The 14,737-nt window shown below is 70.2% G+C and carries 11 protein-coding genes and 3 pseudogenes; 10 read left to right on the forward strand and 4 right to left on the reverse strand.

Features of this window, described 5'->3' with window-relative positions:
* The first annotated feature begins 246 nt into the window (after positions 1–246).
* The 5 genes from ACSMTC_RS38180 (at position 247) to ACSMTC_RS38200 (ending at position 5,402) form a co-directional block, all read left to right on the forward strand.
* Positions 247–1,536 (forward strand): MFS transporter, encoded by a 1,290-nt coding sequence (locus ACSMTC_RS38180; RefSeq protein WP_436564355.1) that lies wholly within the window; start codon positions 247–249, stop codon positions 1,534–1,536.
* Positions 1,537–1,747: 211 nt separating this feature from the next.
* Complete coding sequence (locus ACSMTC_RS38185; protein ID WP_436564356.1) at positions 1,748–2,569, forward strand: lipase family protein; 822 nt, start codon at positions 1,748–1,750, stop codon at positions 2,567–2,569.
* 424 nt (positions 2,570–2,993) lie between these two features.
* Positions 2,994–3,596, forward strand: coding sequence for a superoxide dismutase (locus ACSMTC_RS38190; RefSeq protein WP_436564357.1), 603 nt, complete (start codon positions 2,994–2,996; stop codon positions 3,594–3,596).
* Between the two features lie 776 nt (positions 3,597–4,372).
* Positions 4,373–4,723 carry a hypothetical protein gene (locus ACSMTC_RS38195; protein ID WP_436564358.1) on the forward strand — a complete coding sequence of 117 codons (351 nt, stop codon included), beginning with the start codon at positions 4,373–4,375 and terminating at the stop codon, positions 4,721–4,723.
* Between the two features lie 31 nt (positions 4,724–4,754).
* Positions 4,755–5,402 carry a hypothetical protein gene (locus tag ACSMTC_RS38200; protein WP_436564359.1) on the forward strand — a complete coding sequence of 216 codons (648 nt, stop codon included), beginning with the start codon at positions 4,755–4,757 and terminating at the stop codon, positions 5,400–5,402.
* Here the strand turns inward: ACSMTC_RS38200 and ACSMTC_RS40640 are convergent.
* Both ACSMTC_RS40640 and ACSMTC_RS38205 read right to left on the reverse strand, forming a co-directional pair.
* Positions 5,339–5,482, reverse strand: a pseudogene (locus tag ACSMTC_RS40640) (hypothetical protein); the annotation flags it as partial. The gene ACSMTC_RS38200 and the pseudogene ACSMTC_RS40640 sit on opposite strands and share 64 nt — an antisense overlap.
* Before the next feature lie 225 nt (positions 5,483–5,707).
* Positions 5,708–6,118: a winged helix-turn-helix transcriptional regulator gene (locus ACSMTC_RS38205; RefSeq protein ID WP_436564360.1), complete on the reverse strand. Its 411-nt coding sequence runs from the start codon at positions 6,116–6,118 to the stop codon at positions 5,708–5,710.
* Between the two features lie 100 nt (positions 6,119–6,218).
* Here ACSMTC_RS38205 and ACSMTC_RS38210 point away from each other — a divergent pair, with 100 nt between their 5' ends.
* Complete coding sequence (locus ACSMTC_RS38210) at positions 6,219–7,076, forward strand: alpha/beta fold hydrolase (protein ID WP_436564361.1); 858 nt, start codon at positions 6,219–6,221, stop codon at positions 7,074–7,076.
* A gap of 19 nt (positions 7,077–7,095) precedes the next feature.
* Here ACSMTC_RS38210 and ACSMTC_RS38215 read toward each other — a convergent pair.
* Positions 7,096–7,818: pseudogene (locus ACSMTC_RS38215) on the reverse strand (IS5 family transposase); the annotation flags it as partial.
* Between the two features lie 282 nt (positions 7,819–8,100).
* Between ACSMTC_RS38215 and ACSMTC_RS38220 the strand changes: the two are divergent.
* The 3 genes and pseudogenes from ACSMTC_RS38220 to ACSMTC_RS38230 all read left to right on the forward strand — a co-directional run.
* Positions 8,101–8,403: pseudogene (locus ACSMTC_RS38220) on the forward strand (hypothetical protein); the annotation flags it as partial.
* A gap of 676 nt (positions 8,404–9,079) precedes the next feature.
* Positions 9,080–10,075, forward strand: a complete 996-nt coding sequence (locus ACSMTC_RS38225) for an amidohydrolase family protein (protein WP_436564362.1) — start codon at positions 9,080–9,082, stop codon at positions 10,073–10,075.
* A 433-nt stretch (positions 10,076–10,508) separates the two neighbouring features.
* Positions 10,509–12,329 (forward strand): glycoside hydrolase family 15 protein, encoded by a 1,821-nt coding sequence (locus ACSMTC_RS38230; protein WP_436564363.1) that lies wholly within the window; start codon positions 10,509–10,511, stop codon positions 12,327–12,329.
* Positions 12,330–12,447: 118 nt separating this feature from the next.
* Here ACSMTC_RS38230 and ACSMTC_RS38235 read toward each other — a convergent pair whose 3' ends face one another.
* A complete protein-coding gene (locus ACSMTC_RS38235) occupies positions 12,448–13,920 on the reverse strand; it encodes an FAD-dependent monooxygenase (protein ID WP_436564364.1) in 1,473 nt (490 codons plus the stop codon).
* A 105-nt stretch (positions 13,921–14,025) separates the two neighbouring features.
* Between ACSMTC_RS38235 and ACSMTC_RS38240 the strand changes: the two genes are divergently transcribed.
* On the forward strand, positions 14,026–14,637 hold the full coding sequence (locus tag ACSMTC_RS38240; RefSeq protein ID WP_436564365.1) for a TetR/AcrR family transcriptional regulator C-terminal domain-containing protein: 612 nt from the start codon (positions 14,026–14,028) through the stop codon (positions 14,635–14,637).
* Positions 14,638–14,737: the final 100 nt, after the last annotated feature.

Raw genomic sequence — 14,737 nt, forward strand, 5'->3', positions numbered from 1 at the left:
CTGATCGGCTTCCCACTATCCGCGACGGCGCCCATGTGCACCGGACATGAGTTCTATGTTCACCCTGATGAGTGAACTCTCGTGAAATGATGGAGAGTTAGGGCATGGATGTGCAGTTGGAGTGTCCGGGTAGTGTCCGTCCGAGGGGAGGCGAACGCCCGGAGCCGGCGGCCTCGACCGCGCCATCCTTCGCCGCCTGCCAAAACGCTTGGCGCCCATGCCGACGGCGCCCCGAGAATACGGCCCGTGCGCCTCTCACTCCTGATCATTCGTCAGCCGGACTTCCGCTGGTTCTACACCGGGCAGACGGTGTCCCTGCTCGGCACGTCGATGGCTCCCGTAGCGCTGGCGTTCGCGGTTCTCGACGCCTCCGGGAACACCGACGACCTCGGCATCGTCCTGGCCGCCCACATGGTGCCGCTGCTGGCGTTCCTCCTGCTCGGGGGCGCCACCGCCGACCGGTTCTCCCGGCGTACGGTGCTGGTCGCCGCCAATCTGGGCTCGGCGCTCACCCAGGGCGGCGTCGCCGCGCTCCTGCTGAGCGGCCGGTACTCCCTCCTCCTGGTAGCCGGGCTCGAAGCCCTCAACGGCGTGCTGGCCGCCTTCACCACGCCGGCGCTGCGCGGCGTCGTCCCCGAACTCGTCGACGCCGACCGGCTCCAGCAGGCCAACTCCCTGCTGGCGGCGACGCGCAACGCCACGAAGATCGCGGGCCCGAGCCTGGCCGGGCTCATCGTCGCGGCCGTCGGCGGCGGGCCGGCGATCGCGTTCGACGCCCTGAGCTATCTGGTCGCCGCCGGCTGCCTGACCCGACTGCGCGTCTCCAGCCCGATCGCACCCTCCTCGACGGGCCTGTCGGCCGACATCCGAAACGGCTGGACGGAGTTCCGCCGGATCCGCTGGGTGTGGATCGTGTCCGCCACGTTCTGTCTGATCAACCTGGTGCAGACCGGCACCTGGCAGATCCTCGGGCCGGAGCTCACCAGACGGATCGGCGGCGAGGCGGCCTGGGGCCTCGTGCTCAGCGCCCGCGGCCTCGGTCTGCTGGTGATGAGCGCACTGATGTACCGGCTGGTGATCCGGTACCTGCTGCGCGCCGGACAGATCATGAGCGCGCTGGGGGCCCTGCCCCTGCTCGCGCTCGGTGCGCACCTGCACGCCGGCTGGCTGGTCGCCGCCGCGTTCGTGGCGGGCATCGGATCCGCCGTCGCCGCGATCGGCTGGGACACCTCGCTGCAGGAACACGTGCCCGCGCACGTGCTGTCCCGGGTCTCCTCCTACGACGACCTGCTGTCCTACCTCGCGATTCCCGTCGGCCAGCTCAGCGTCGGCCCGCTCGCCCACGCCTACGGCGGCTTCCGGGTGACCGCCGTGACCGGCGTCGTCTACGGAGTCGCCGCCATGATCCCGCTGGCCTCGGCCGCAGTGCGCAGGCTGCCCCACGCCGTGGCCGGCCCGCACACGGCGGCACCGCCCACGCGGACGGTCGCCACCGAGCCGACCCCAGCTGGTCCGCCCGGACCGGCCGAGGGCTGAGGTTCCCCCGCTCCGGGGCCGCCGCGGGGGAGACGAGCGGCCTCACCGCCCCACGGGGCCTGTGGTCGGAGCCGTCAACCGGGTGAATACGGAGCATCGCGGAAGCCGCCGGCTTCGTCGGCGGGTAGGACGGCGTGGCCGGATCACCGGCATCAGTGCCTGCGCCGTACCGCCGACGTGCGGCCCGGCCCGACCTGGAAGGACTTCCCCCGTGCCCGTACCGACCTCGCTCGACCACCATGCCAAGAAGTACAGCCTTCCGCTCGCCTACTGGCTGGCCAAGGCGTCGGAGCTGGCCTACCAGGACGAGGTCGCCATCGACGCCCAGGTCCATGCCTGGGGCTTCGACCGGGTACGCCATCACCAGACCAGGTTCACCCCGCCGTTCCCGCTGGAGGACACCCAGGCGTACACCATGGCCAGCGATGACATGATCATCACCGCGTTCCGCGGCACGGAACCGGCGGAGATCCGTGACTGGCTCTCGGACGCCAGCACGCCGCCGTGGCCGGGCCCGGCCATGACGGGGTACGTCCACTACGGCTTCGGTGCGGCGCTGCAATCGGTCTTCCCGGCCGTCAGGGACACCCTGGCGGAGTTCCGGACCAACGACCAGACGGTGTGGTTCACCGGCCACAGCCTCGGCGGTGCGCTCGCCATGCTCGCGGGTGTCCGCCTGTATCTGGAGGAGCCCAGGCTCCAGGCGGACGGCGTCTTCACCTACGGCCAGCCCCGCACCTGCGACCGGATCCTGGCCGCCGCGTACAACAAGGGCTTCAAGGACCGCATGTACCGCTTCGTCAACAACGACGACATCGTGCCGCAGCTCCCGCCGGAGCCCGTCTTCACCCATGTCGACGCGCTCCGGCACATCGACGCCGACGGCAGGATCCACGAGTCCATGGGACTGCTCGGCGGGCTGGCCGACCGGGCCAAGGGCCTGACCGCCGACGCCTTCGCCCCGGCCAGCGCCGGCGTGCGGGACCACTTCATCAAGAACTACGTCGCGGCGCTGGAGAAGAGCCTCGCCTGACAATCCTCCGGGGCGGCCCGAGAGGAACTCGGGCCACCCCGAGGCGTGTTGTCACCACGGAGTTGCCGCTATGGAGCGGACCGGTATGAGCGAGCTGTGGGCCGGCTGACAGCCGAGAACGTCGTCGATGCCGCGCATGTGGGGCCGGAACTGCTCCCGATGGCAGCCCGTCCGCGGGTGCGGATGCTGCGGGCCCCGGCGGGATGTGAGGGGTGCGGGGCCGGCCGATGTCCCGGCGGGCGCCGGTCGGGAAGACGATCGTCAGTCAGGCAAGGACGCGCGCCCGCTCGGGAGTGCCTCCGGTCGGCTGATGACGCGGCCGACTCCGCATCTGACATGCTGAAGCATGTCAGTAGCTATTGCAAGTGATACGCAATAGTGTGATCCCAGCACGATCATCACCGTCGAAAGGGGCCGTGTCCTGATGGGCACCTACTCACTGCCTGACCTTCCGTACGACTACTCCGCGCTCGAGCGGGCGATGTCGGCGGAGATCCTGGAGCTGCACCACTCCAAGCATCACCAGGCCTACGTCAACGGCGCCAACCTGACGCTGGAGCAGCTGGCCGAGGCCCGCGACAAGGAGCAGTTCGGCGGCCTGGTCGGCCTGCAGAAGACGCTCGCCTTCAACCTTTCCGGCCACGTCCTGCACTCGCTCTTCTGGCAGAACCTCTCCCCCGAGGGCGGCGACCGTCCCGAAGGTGCCCTCGCCGACGCCATCACCGAGCACTTCGGCAGCTTCGAGGCCTTCCAGAAGCAGCTCACCACCGCCACCGTCGGCGTCCAGGGCTCCGGCTGGGGCATCCTCTCCTGGGAGCCGCTCGGCAAGCGCCTGATCGTCGAGCAGGTCTACGACCACCACGGCAACGTCGGCCAGGGCACCACTCCGCTGCTCGCCTTCGACGCCTGGGAGCACGCCTACTACCTGCAGTACAAGAACGTCCGCCCCGACTACGTCACCCGCCTCTGGGACGTCGTCAACTGGCAGGACGTCTCCACCCGCTTCGCCGCCGCCAAGAGCGCCTGAGCACCGGTGTCCGACGGCGGTCCGGAAGCCCGTGCTCCCGGACCGCCAAGGCTCCCAAGGCCGTTGGCGCGGTAGCCGCCGATGGGGTCGAAGACGTCGGCGTGGCCGTGGCGGCGGAGCGGGCTGGCGGTGATGGAGGAGCGGTTGCCGCCCGCGCAGCGCGGGACGAGGGGCCTGTCGGTGGGCAACTCGCCGTGGTGGTTGGGGAGTTCGGCAGGCCAGATGTGCAGGGAGTCCGGGATGGCGCCCCGGCGTGTTCGACGGTGCCGCGCACGTCCGGGACGATGGGCGGCCGGTGGCCGTCAGAGCGTCGCGCAGGGCCTGGACGGTCAGCCGTCGGCCTTGGCGCATCTGGTCCGCGGCGTCGCGGAACGCCGTCTCGGGATCGGACGGGTGGCCGGTGACACGGTCGAAGCCGATGTGGGCGAGGCATGCGGCCCGCTCGGCCCTCGACGCGGAGGGGTGGGACCCGGACGGGGGCCAGGGCCCCATGACGGTCTCCAACACGCGACCGCGTCACTCCGACGGTGGCTGTGGACCTGGACAGATTTCGGCGACGTCCGGACTGAGGTGCTCCGTCGCTCATGAATTACCGCTCTACCGCACACCGCCGCAGCTGTGGACCATGCATCGGTGACCGTCGTACCCGTGGAGGACGCGGACCCCGTGCCCGCAGCCGGCGGACATGACGACTGCCTCGGCCGTCACAATGGTGTCCCGGGAGACCGTCGACCGCGACGGCCGGCTCCCGTCCGACCACCGAAGAAGGAGACGCCGTGAGCGCGCAGACCGCCGTTGCCCAGCGGATCGCCGACACCATTCGCCCCGCCATGCTCAGTGGTCTGCAGGACGTCCAACTCCACGGTCCGGGAGGCGCCCAGCACATCAGTGACTGGGCGGACTGGATCGCGGCCACGGTCGCCGAACACGTCGTCCAACCGATTGCCGCCGAACGGGACGCCTTCGCCGACCGCGTCGACACGCTCAGTCACATCGCCAAGCGCCACAAGGAGGGCTACGCGGACGCGGTACGGGACAAGCAGCAGCTGGAGGCTCGGATCGAGGCTCTGGAGGCGGAGCTGACCCAGTTGCGCACAGCCGAGGAGGCCCACCAGTCCAGCATCTGACTCCAGGTGATCTTGATCGAGGGGGGTCGTGATGAATCGCCTGAATCGCGTGCTGGCTTGGACTGTCGGCGTCGCTGCGCTGAGCGGTGGGCTGACCGGGTGCGGTGACGAGTCGCTCAAGCAGCACCGGGATGTCGGGTACAACGTGAGCGGTCCGGTGCGGACGCTGGTGATCATGGGCGAGACGGGAGACATCCGGGTGACCGGTGGCGGCGGGACCGCGGTAGCGGTCACGGAGCACCAGGCGTACCGGGATGTGCCGCCGACCACGATGCATCGGGTTCTCGACGGCACGCTGGTCCTGGACTTCAGCTGCCCAGATGGGCTGTGCGGGGTCGGGTACGACGTGACGGTTCCGGCCGCGGCGGCGGTGATGGCGCTGTGGACGGGCCCTGCCGCCAGGGCGTCGACCCCGGCTTCGGGCTCAAGGCCCGCATGCGACGCCCGGCCCGTAACCGTGACTTCGAAGAGATGTACGCGCCCGGGGGTGTGCGCCTCGGGGGTGGCCGGCGGCGGGGTGCCGGGTCGCCAGGGCCGGCCCGGGCCGCGGTCGGCGGGGGTCGACACCCGTAGCAGCTTGGCGAGCCAGGGGACCTTCGTGAAGCGACCGGTGTGGTGGGTGCCGGCGACGGCGCCCGAGAGGGATTGGCAGGGCGAGCCGGGCTGGACGCCGCAGTGAAGCGACGTCAGAAGTTGCTTGTGAACCCCTTCAGGGTGATCGAGTCGACGCCGACGGCAGATGGTTCGCCTGAGAGGCACCGCAGATAGGTGCTCTCGACGGCGACTTCAGGATCTTGGAGTGCTCAGCGCAGAACCGGGAGATGCCGTCCTCGAACACCATCTCCCCGTCGTCCTTCACCAGCTCCTTCGTCACCAGCCACCGCGCCGACGACATCCCCTCCATCTCCTCCGTGCTGGCAGGGCGGCGACGCCGGCTACATCGAGTACCCAAGCCAACCAGTACTGAGCGCGGAACCGGCCTGCCTATCCCTCATCGACCTCCTGGTCGATGGCTTCGTTGGCGCGGTCGATCTCGGCCATGTGCTCCTCCGCCCAGGTCCGCAGCCCCGCAAGCGCGGCTTCCAGGGACAGCCCGAGTCCGGTGAGTCGGTAGAAGACCCGCGGCGGCACGGTCGGTTCGACCCGACGCGACACCAGCCCGTCGCGGGTCAGGCTTCGCAGCGTCACGGACAGCATCTTGTGCGAGACGCCGGGCATCCGGCGTCTCAGCTCTGCGAAGCGCACCTCGTCCGGTGCGGCATCGGCGAGCTTCTTGACGGCCATCGACGTCCACTTCGTACCGATGCGGTCCAGCAACTGCCGCGTCGGGCAGTGGGGATCGAACAGATCGCCGCGTACCCCACGACCGGCGGCCCGGGCCCCTCGGGTGGTCACCTGTGGCTCACCACCTTCCCTGAAAGTGCCGTCTAGGAAGCGGTCGGACAGTTACCTATCGTTCTGTGGTCACCAGTGGTAACCAGTCGGAGGAGCCGTCATGCCCGTCCCCACCGCACACCAACTGCGCCGCATCGCCACGAACGGCGTCCAACTCAACGTCGCAATCGCCGGGGACGGACCCGCAGTTCTCCTGCTGCACGGCTTCCCGCACACCTGGCAACTCTGGAGCGGCATCATGGGCCGACTGGCCGGACGGTACCGGGTCATCGCTCCGGACCTGCGAGGCTTCGGTGCCAGTGCACGTGCCGTCGAGGGTTACGACGCAGGCACCCTGGCCGCCGACGCCGAAGGGCTGCTCGACGCACTCGGCGAGCCCTCGGCAGCGGTGGTCGGCATCGACGCGGGCACCGCCCCCGCCGTCCTGCTCGCGCTGCGCCGGCCCGGCCGCGTCCGGCGCCTGGTCGTGATGGAGGCACTGCTCGGCCGCCTGTCCGGAGTCGAACACGTCGTCGCGGGCGGCGCCCCGTGGTGGTTCGGCTTCCACGCCGTCCCCGGCCTCGCTGAGACCGTCCTGGCCGGCAACGAAGCCCCGTACATCGACTGGTTCCTCGACTCGGGGACGCTCGGGCGAGGAGTACCCGACGACATCCGTGCGGCCTTCGTTCACGCGTACACCGGGAGCGAGGCCCTGCGCTGCGCGTTCTCCTATTACCGGGCTCTGCCCACCAGCGCGCAGCAGATCCAGGACGCCGTCGCGACGGCTCGGCTCACCATGCCCACCATGGCCGTCGGCTCTCACCCCGTCGGCACCGGGCTCGAACGCCAACTCCGTCCCATCGCCGATGACCTGGTCGGACACCATCTCCAGGACTGCGGCCACATCATCCCCCTCGACCGCCCCGACGCATTGTTCGCGCTCCTTGCTCCCTTCCTCTCCGCCGATCTGCCGAAGTGACTGGAGCGGGGCCGAAGGATCACGGTCGGTGGTTCGGGCGTTCGTCCCAGCGGTGAGTTGTCCAGGACCGCCGGATCAGGCTGCGCACGGTGATGACTGTGTCGGCGAGGTCGAAGAAGGCATCAATGACATTGACGCGACGCTCGTAGCACCGGGCGGGACGGCAAAAGGCGTTCTGCCACGCGTGAGTGCGTTCGACGTGCCAACGCCGACTGGCCTGAATGGGCGCCTTCTCCCCCTTGTGTGCGATGCGTCCATGCAGACCGCGTTCCCTGAGTAGAGCGCGAGTGGTGTCCGAGTCGTAGCCGGTGTCCAGGTGCACGGTGATGGTGTCGGGCAACGGGCCGAGGCGCTCCAGACGGTCCAGAGTCGGGGCGAGCAGCGGGGAGTCGTGGCGGTTGGCACCGGCCAGGACACGGCCCAGCGGAATGCCGTATCCATCCGTCATGCCCGAGCGCTTCAGTCCCTGCTTGCCGCGGTCGACCGGTGAGCGTCCGGCGGCCTCCCCGCCTCCAGGTGCCTTGGTGATTGCCCCGTCGACGGCGATCTGGTCGAGGACGAGGCCGACGATACGGTCGTAGGACTCCAGTGAGAGCTGCTTGAGCCGGGCAAAAACGCCCCGTCGTATCCACTCGTCACGTCGGCTGCGGATCGTGGTGGCCGAGCAGGTTGTGTCGGCGATCGCCTCGTAAGAGCAGCCGAAGCGCAGCAGTTACAGCATCTTGTCGAAGATGATCTGGTCGCCGTACGCCGCGTCGAAACGCACCATGGGAACGAGGACGGTGGATTTCCCCCGGCGCGGCGCATCCGATGCCGACCGCCGGGGCCATCCACCTTGATCCCGAGCAGCTGTCTTCAACGCGACGGTGGACGGCCGGGGTCCGCAGCAGCGAGCACGCTTCCTTGATCCGGACGACACGATCAAGCCCCGGCCAAGGCTGATACGCCGGTTCACGGAGTTCACGTAGCGGCCCCCGGAAGCCCTGACCCACACCTGCTCAGACTCACCGAACGGAACCCGCCCGTGCCCGCCTTCCACCTCGACCCCGCCGTCGCAGCGGACTTCCCCGACACCCTCATCGCCGTGGTAACCGCCTCCGGTCTTCGCGGCCACGAACCCTGGCCTCTGACCACCGGAGCCCTGGAGGAGTTGGAGCGGCAACTCGCCGACGGCACCTGGCAGCCCGCCGACGAGGCTGACCCCCGCATCGAGGCCTGGCACACCGCCTACCGCTCCTTCGGCACCAACCCCCGCCGCATCCGCCCCAGCGTCGACGCGCTCGGCCGCCGCCTCGCCAAGAAGGGCGCCCTGCACTACCTCGGCCCCACACAGCCGAAGACCGCAGTCTGAGGCCCGGCAGCCCGCGCTGTGACCGACACCGGAGGGAACACGACACGCCTGGAATACTGACGCTCCACCAATCCAGGCCGCAAAAGCGACACGACATCGAATGCCGGCCCGCGACGGTGCCGGCGAGCTGCCTGACGCGTCCTCACGCCCGCCCAGCACCAACGCCTCGCCGAACTCGGACTCCTGGCCACCCGCAGCCGCGTTGTGCTCCTTGCCCGCAGGGCCGCTCTCGGCGGCTCGCCCGCAGCGCCGGGACCACCCGGCCAGGAGGTCCGGGGCGTCGGCACAGCCCGCCGGTCGTGCTGCACGACGCCGACAGCTGGGTGCCCCGTGACGCCGACCCATCTGACTGGCGGCTGCGAGAGCAGCGTGTGAGGGTGGGCAACGGGCCGAGGCCCGGCGAGGCCCACGTGGCCGCCGCGCGGAGCCGGGAGGGCATACCGATGGGCGGGCTTGATCCCGCCCGGATGGCTCTGGGGGTGGTGCACACGGCCAAAGGGGTGACCAGGGAGGACGAGGCCCACGCGCTCGACGTGCTCCGGTGGTTCGGCGGGACACCCACCGCCGACGAGGTCGTCAGCGCCGCGAAACAGCCACTGCCGACGCCCGTACCGGCCCGAAAGGTGCCTTCAGTCACACAAGGAGTTGCCGCGTGCCTGGAAAGATCGCGCTCGAAGAACACTTCAACCTCCCGGAGTTCAGCAACGAACTCCCGCAGTACGTCAATCCCGAGATGATGAGGGAAATCGCCCGGCGTCTGCTCGACCTGGGAGAGGAGCGGCTGGCGGAAATGGACGCCGCCGGCATCGACTACTCGCTGCTCTCACTGACCGCGCCCGGCATCCAGGGGGAGACCGACCCGCAGCGTGCCGTCACCCGTGCCCGGCAGGCCAACGACGAGCTGGCCGACCTGGTGGCCGCCAATCCCAACCGCTACGGCGGATTCGCCGCCCTGCCCATGCAAGACCCCGCCGCAGCCGCGACCGAGCTGGAGCGCTGCGTGAACGAACTCGGGTTCCACGGGGCGATGCTCAACGGCTTCACCAACATCAACGACGCCAACACCGGCTGGTACTACGACCACGAGCGCTACCTGCCGTTCTGGGAGCGCGCCGAGGCCCTCGGCGTGCCGCTCTACCTGCACCCGCGCGACCCGCTGCCGGGCAACCAGGGCATCTACGAGGGCCACCCGGAACTGTTCGGCGCCGTATGGACCTTCACCGTCGAAACCGCCACCCACACGCTGCGCCTGATGACCAGCGGCCTGTTCGACCGCTTCCCCAAGCTCACGATCATCCTCGGCCACCTGGGCGAGACCCTGCCGTTCAACATCTGGCGCATCGACCACCGCGCGTCCAAGATGGGCGACCTGATCAAGTACCGGAAGCCGCTGACCCACTACCTGAACAACAACTTCTACGTCACGACCAGCGGCAACTTCCACACCCAGACGCTCAACGCGACCATGGCCGAGATGGGCTCCGACCGCGTGCTGTACTCCAGCGACTACCCCTACGAATCCATGCGCGAGGCCTCCGACTGGTTCGACAACGCCGCCATCAGCGACAACGACCGAATCAAGATCGGCCGCACCAACGCCAGACGTCTGTTCACCAACCTGCCGGAGCAACTCGGTAAGCAGACCTGACCGGCACGCGTCGTTCAGGTCCGGGTCCAGGCGCGACCACCCCAAGCCGGTGCCGGTACTGAAGGCGATCCACACCGCACCGACCGAGACGCAGCCGGCGATGCTTCCTCGCCCTCGGCTGCCAGGACTCAACCTCGAGACGTCGCTGCTGAGGCGCAGCTGCCCATGCGAAAGGCGAGGAGACACGACGTACGCCGATCAGACGCCGAGCGCGGGCCGACGGCACCAGGTCGTGCCACCCGGTCGGGGCAACCGCCGCCGGCCGGCACATGCGATCCACCGATTGTGCTGATTGGGTGGAGGCGCATCCGCTGTGCAGGGAGGCTGGGATCAACGACACGCGTCAGGCATCTGGAGACACCTGTGGCGCGGGCGACTGCTCACGTCCTCCCAGCCGGGCTGCGTCCGGCCCGAGGTGGACGGGCTGCGACGCATGAGTGCGCGACCGATCGGTGACCACGCGCTGCTGTCCGACTGCCGCTCGGCCGCGCTGGTCACCTCCGACGGCTCAGTGGACTGGCTGTGCCTGCCCCGGTTCGACAGCCCGGCGATCTTCGCCCGACTTCTCGACGAGGACGCGGGCCACTGGTCCATCCACCCCGCCGGCCCGGTCGACATCAGCCGCCGCTACATCGAGGACACCCTCGTTCTGGAGACGACCTTCCGTACGACCGCGGGTACGGCGGTCCTGCGCGATGCCCTTGCCCTGGGGCGGCGTGAACGCGGGCACGCGCTCGGCACCACTTCCCCCGGAGCGCTCCTGCGACAGGTCACCTGCACCGAAGGGCAGGTGACCATCGAGATCGCCTACGCGCCGCGCCCGGAGTTCGGACTCGTCCACCCGCTGCTGTCAGCCGTGCGAGGCGGGCTCGCGGCGTACGGGGGCGCCCACGTTCTGCTGCTGTCGAGCCCCGTCGACCTGCGGGTGAGCGGCTCCACAGCGCACGGCCGAATCCCGCTCTCGGCGGGGCACCGCCTCGGATTCGCCCTGCACGTCGGGCCGGCGTGGGAAGGGGAGTCGGTGGGCTGGCGGGCGGGGCGGATCCGGCGCCGCATGTCCGACACCACCGAAGGCTGGCGCTCCTGGTCGAAGCTCCACCGTGGCTACGTCGGCCCCTGGCAGGATCAGGTGGGCCACAGCGGACGCGTGCTGCGAGCCCTGACCTTCGCTCCCACCGGGGCGATCGTCGCCGCGCCCACCACCTCCCTGCCCGAGACGGCGGGCGGGACGCGCAACTGGGACTACCGCTACACCTGGGTCCGCGACGCGAGCTTCACCCTCCAGGCGCTTGCCACGGCCGCCTGCGAGAAGGAGAAGAACCGCTTCTTCGGCTTCCTCGCCCGGGCCGCGGCGACCCAACTCGACCGCGGTGCCGACCTGCAGATCATGTACGGCATCGGCGGGGAACGTGATCTGAGCGAGCGGCTGCTGCCCCACCTGACCGGCTGGCGCAACAGCAGCCCCGTTCGGATCGGCAACGACGCCTGGCGCCAACGCCAACTCGACGTCTACGGCGAACTCCTCGACGCGGCTCACCAGACCCTCCCGCCCGGTGAGCCCCTCGACCCGGCCACCCGCACCTTCCTGCTCCAGGCGGCCGAGACAGCCGCCCAGCGGTGGACCCAACCGGATCAGGGCATCTGGGAAAGACGTGGACCCAGCAGACACTTCCTCCACTCGAAACTGATGTGCTGGGTCGCCCTGGACCGCGCCATCGCCATGGCCCCCGCCCTCCAGGCAGAGGAGCGCCTGTCCCACTGGCAGCACGAGCGCGACCAGATCCGCCAAGCCATCGAACAACGCGGCTGGAATCCCGGCCTGGGCGCCTTCACCCAGGCATTCGACAGTGACGACCTCGACGCCTCCGCGCTGATGCTGCCCATCGTCGGCTTCCTGCCGCCGCACGACCCCCGCGTCCAGTCCACCGTGCTGGCCATCGCGACCCACCTCACCGACCGCAAGGGCCTGGTCCGCCGCTATCTCACCGACGAGCTGCAGGAAGAAGAAGGCACCTTCCTGCTGTGCACCTTCTGGCTCGCCCAAGCCCTCGCACTCACCGGCCACACCGCCCGTGCACGACACGTCTTCCAAGCCGCCCTCGCACACGCCAACGATCTCGGCTTGCTGGCCGAGGAGACCGACTCCGCCACAGCGGAGGCCCTCGGCAACTTCCCCCAAGCCTTCAGCCACATCGGGCTCATCAACGCCGCTCGCGCCATCCGCGATGCCGAACGGACAACGCACGCCCAGTAGGCGGTGCACGCATGGACGGGGGCGTCCCCGGCTGGGGCTGGGGGAGTCGCGCGCTGATCCGGCCTGGTCCGTGAGAGAGGGGCGTCGGGCGGGCCGGCGGGTGGATCACCGAGCGCGCTCAGCGGCGCAGGGCGCGCAGGGCGGTGAGGCAGTCCGCGGCCCGGCGCTGTGGGTCGGTGTCGGTGCTGGCCCAGGCGATCCGGGCGTCCGGCCGGATCAGAACGGCGGTGACGTCCCGCCAGATCGGCTCGGTTTTTTCAGCGTTGACGGCAGCTGCTCGCTGTTCCAGGCCATCCGTGGGGCACGGCGTCCGCGTCCCGCCGAGGTCCAGTAGCAGCGGCCGGCCGCGGTGCATCAGCGGGTGGGCGGTGGGTGCGTCGGGCGTGTCCAGGGTGAGGCCGGCCAGTCGGGTGCCGTTCAGCGGGTGCGCGCCGGGTGCGGTGCCGGCGGGGAGCGGGTCGTCGAAGCCGGCGATCCGGCGGGCCCACTGGCGGTTGGTCTCCGGTTCGGCCAGCGCGGCGGACCAGACCTCGCGCAGCGCGATCTGCTCCGGGCTCGCCGCGGCGAACAGGGCGAGTTGCGCGCGGGTGTTGTCGATGACGGCACGGGCGGCCGGCCGGCGCTCCGTGTCGTAGCTGTCGAGCAGTCCGTCGGGCGCCCGGCCCTGGAGAGTGGCGGCCAGCTTCCAGCCCAGATTGGTGGCGTCCTGGATGCCGAGGTTCATGCCCTGCCCACCGGCCGGGAAGAACATGTGCGCCGCGTCCCCGGCCACCAGCACCCGTCCGGCCCGGTACCGCGCGGCCTGGCGGGTGGCGTTGCCGTAGCGCGACAGCCAGCGGGGGTTGCGGATGCCCAGGTCCCGTCCCAGTAGCGTGCGGGTCTGCTCGCGGACCTCCTCCAGGGTCAGCGGTTCGCCGGTGCCGTAGTGCATGGTGGCCGTGGAGAGGCCCGCCAGCCGGTGGACGCCGTCGCCGATCGGGGCCGCCAGGAACGAACCGGCCGGTCCGGTGGCGGCGAGCGGCGCGGTGGGCGGATCGTCGAGTTCGACGTCGGCGAGCCACCCGGTCAGCGTGGTGTCCTGACCGGGGAAGTCGATGCCGGCCGCCTGACGCACCGCGCTGCGGGTGCCGTCACAGCCCACCACCCAGCGGGCCCGCACGGTCCGGTGGGTGCCGCCGGCCCGGATCACCGCCTCGACGGAGTCCGGGCCCTGGGTGAGCGAGACGACCTCCTCCCCGCGCAGCACCCGGGCGCCCACGGCAACCGCGTGCTCCTCCAGGAGCTGTTCGGTGACGGACTGACCGAGCGCCAGCATGAACGGGTGCACCGCCCCGACCGTGGAGAAGTCCAGCCGGGTGGTCGCCGCTCCGAAGTGACCGGTCAGCACCGGGGTGCCGCGTTCGATGAACCGCTCCGCGAGTCCGCGGGTGGCGAAGGTGTCCAGCGTGCCGGCCTGCATGCCGACCGCGCGCGACCGTCCGTCCGGTGCCGCCCGGCGTTCCACGACGGTCACCTCCACCTCGTGCAGGCGCAACTCCGCGGCCAGCCAGAGCCCCACCGGGCCGGCCCCGGCGATGAGTACGTCGAGCATGACAACCACTTCCTCTCGCTCTTGTCCGTTGGACAAGGATGAGCATGCCCTAGAATTGTCCATTGGACAACAGGGGTGCGGAAGCCGACCGGGAAGGCGTATCGGATGGGCATGACACGGGGCGAGATCGTCGCCGCCACGCTGGCGGTCCTCGACGAGCACGGGCTGGACGGGGTGACCATGCGCGCTGTCGCGGCCCGGCTCGGCGTGCAGCACAACACCGTCCGCTGGCACGCCTCCAGCAAGGGCCGCCTGCTCGAACTGGCCTCGGACGAACTTCTCGCGCACTGTCTCGACGAGCCGCTGCCCGAGGCGTTCCCCGACCGGCTCAAGGAACTGAGCCGCCGCTGCCGCGCGGCGCTGCTCTCCCATCGCGACGCCGCCAGAATGGTCGCCGGGGTCTTCGCCGCCGAGCCCCGCACGCTGCGCTACGCCGACACCGTGATCGCCACCCTGCTGGCGGCCGGCCACTCGCCGCGCACGGCCGCGTGGACCCACTGGTCGATCTTCTACCTGACCCTGGGTCTCACCCAGGAACAGCAGGCCGCCCAGGAGGCCGCACCGGCCCTCCTTCCGGACCAGGTTCCGGCCGACACCTACCCGGCTCTGGTCGCGGTCCTGCCGTACGTCGGCCCTGACAACTTCGACCAGCGCTTCGAATTCGCCCTCGACCTGATCATCGCCGGCCTTCCCCGGGCCGAGGGGCCCATCGGCTAGCGGTCGTGAAGAAGAGTCCCCGCTGGACAGACGTCCAGCGGGGCTCGGTCAGCACGACGTCTGACCTCGGAGATCGCCGGCGTCGGTCAAATCTCGGTGC

Origin of the sequence: Kitasatospora sp. HPM-01-4 (assembly GCF_051374625.1) — a bacterium.
GTDB lineage: Bacteria > Actinomycetota > Actinomycetes > Streptomycetales > Streptomycetaceae > Kitasatospora.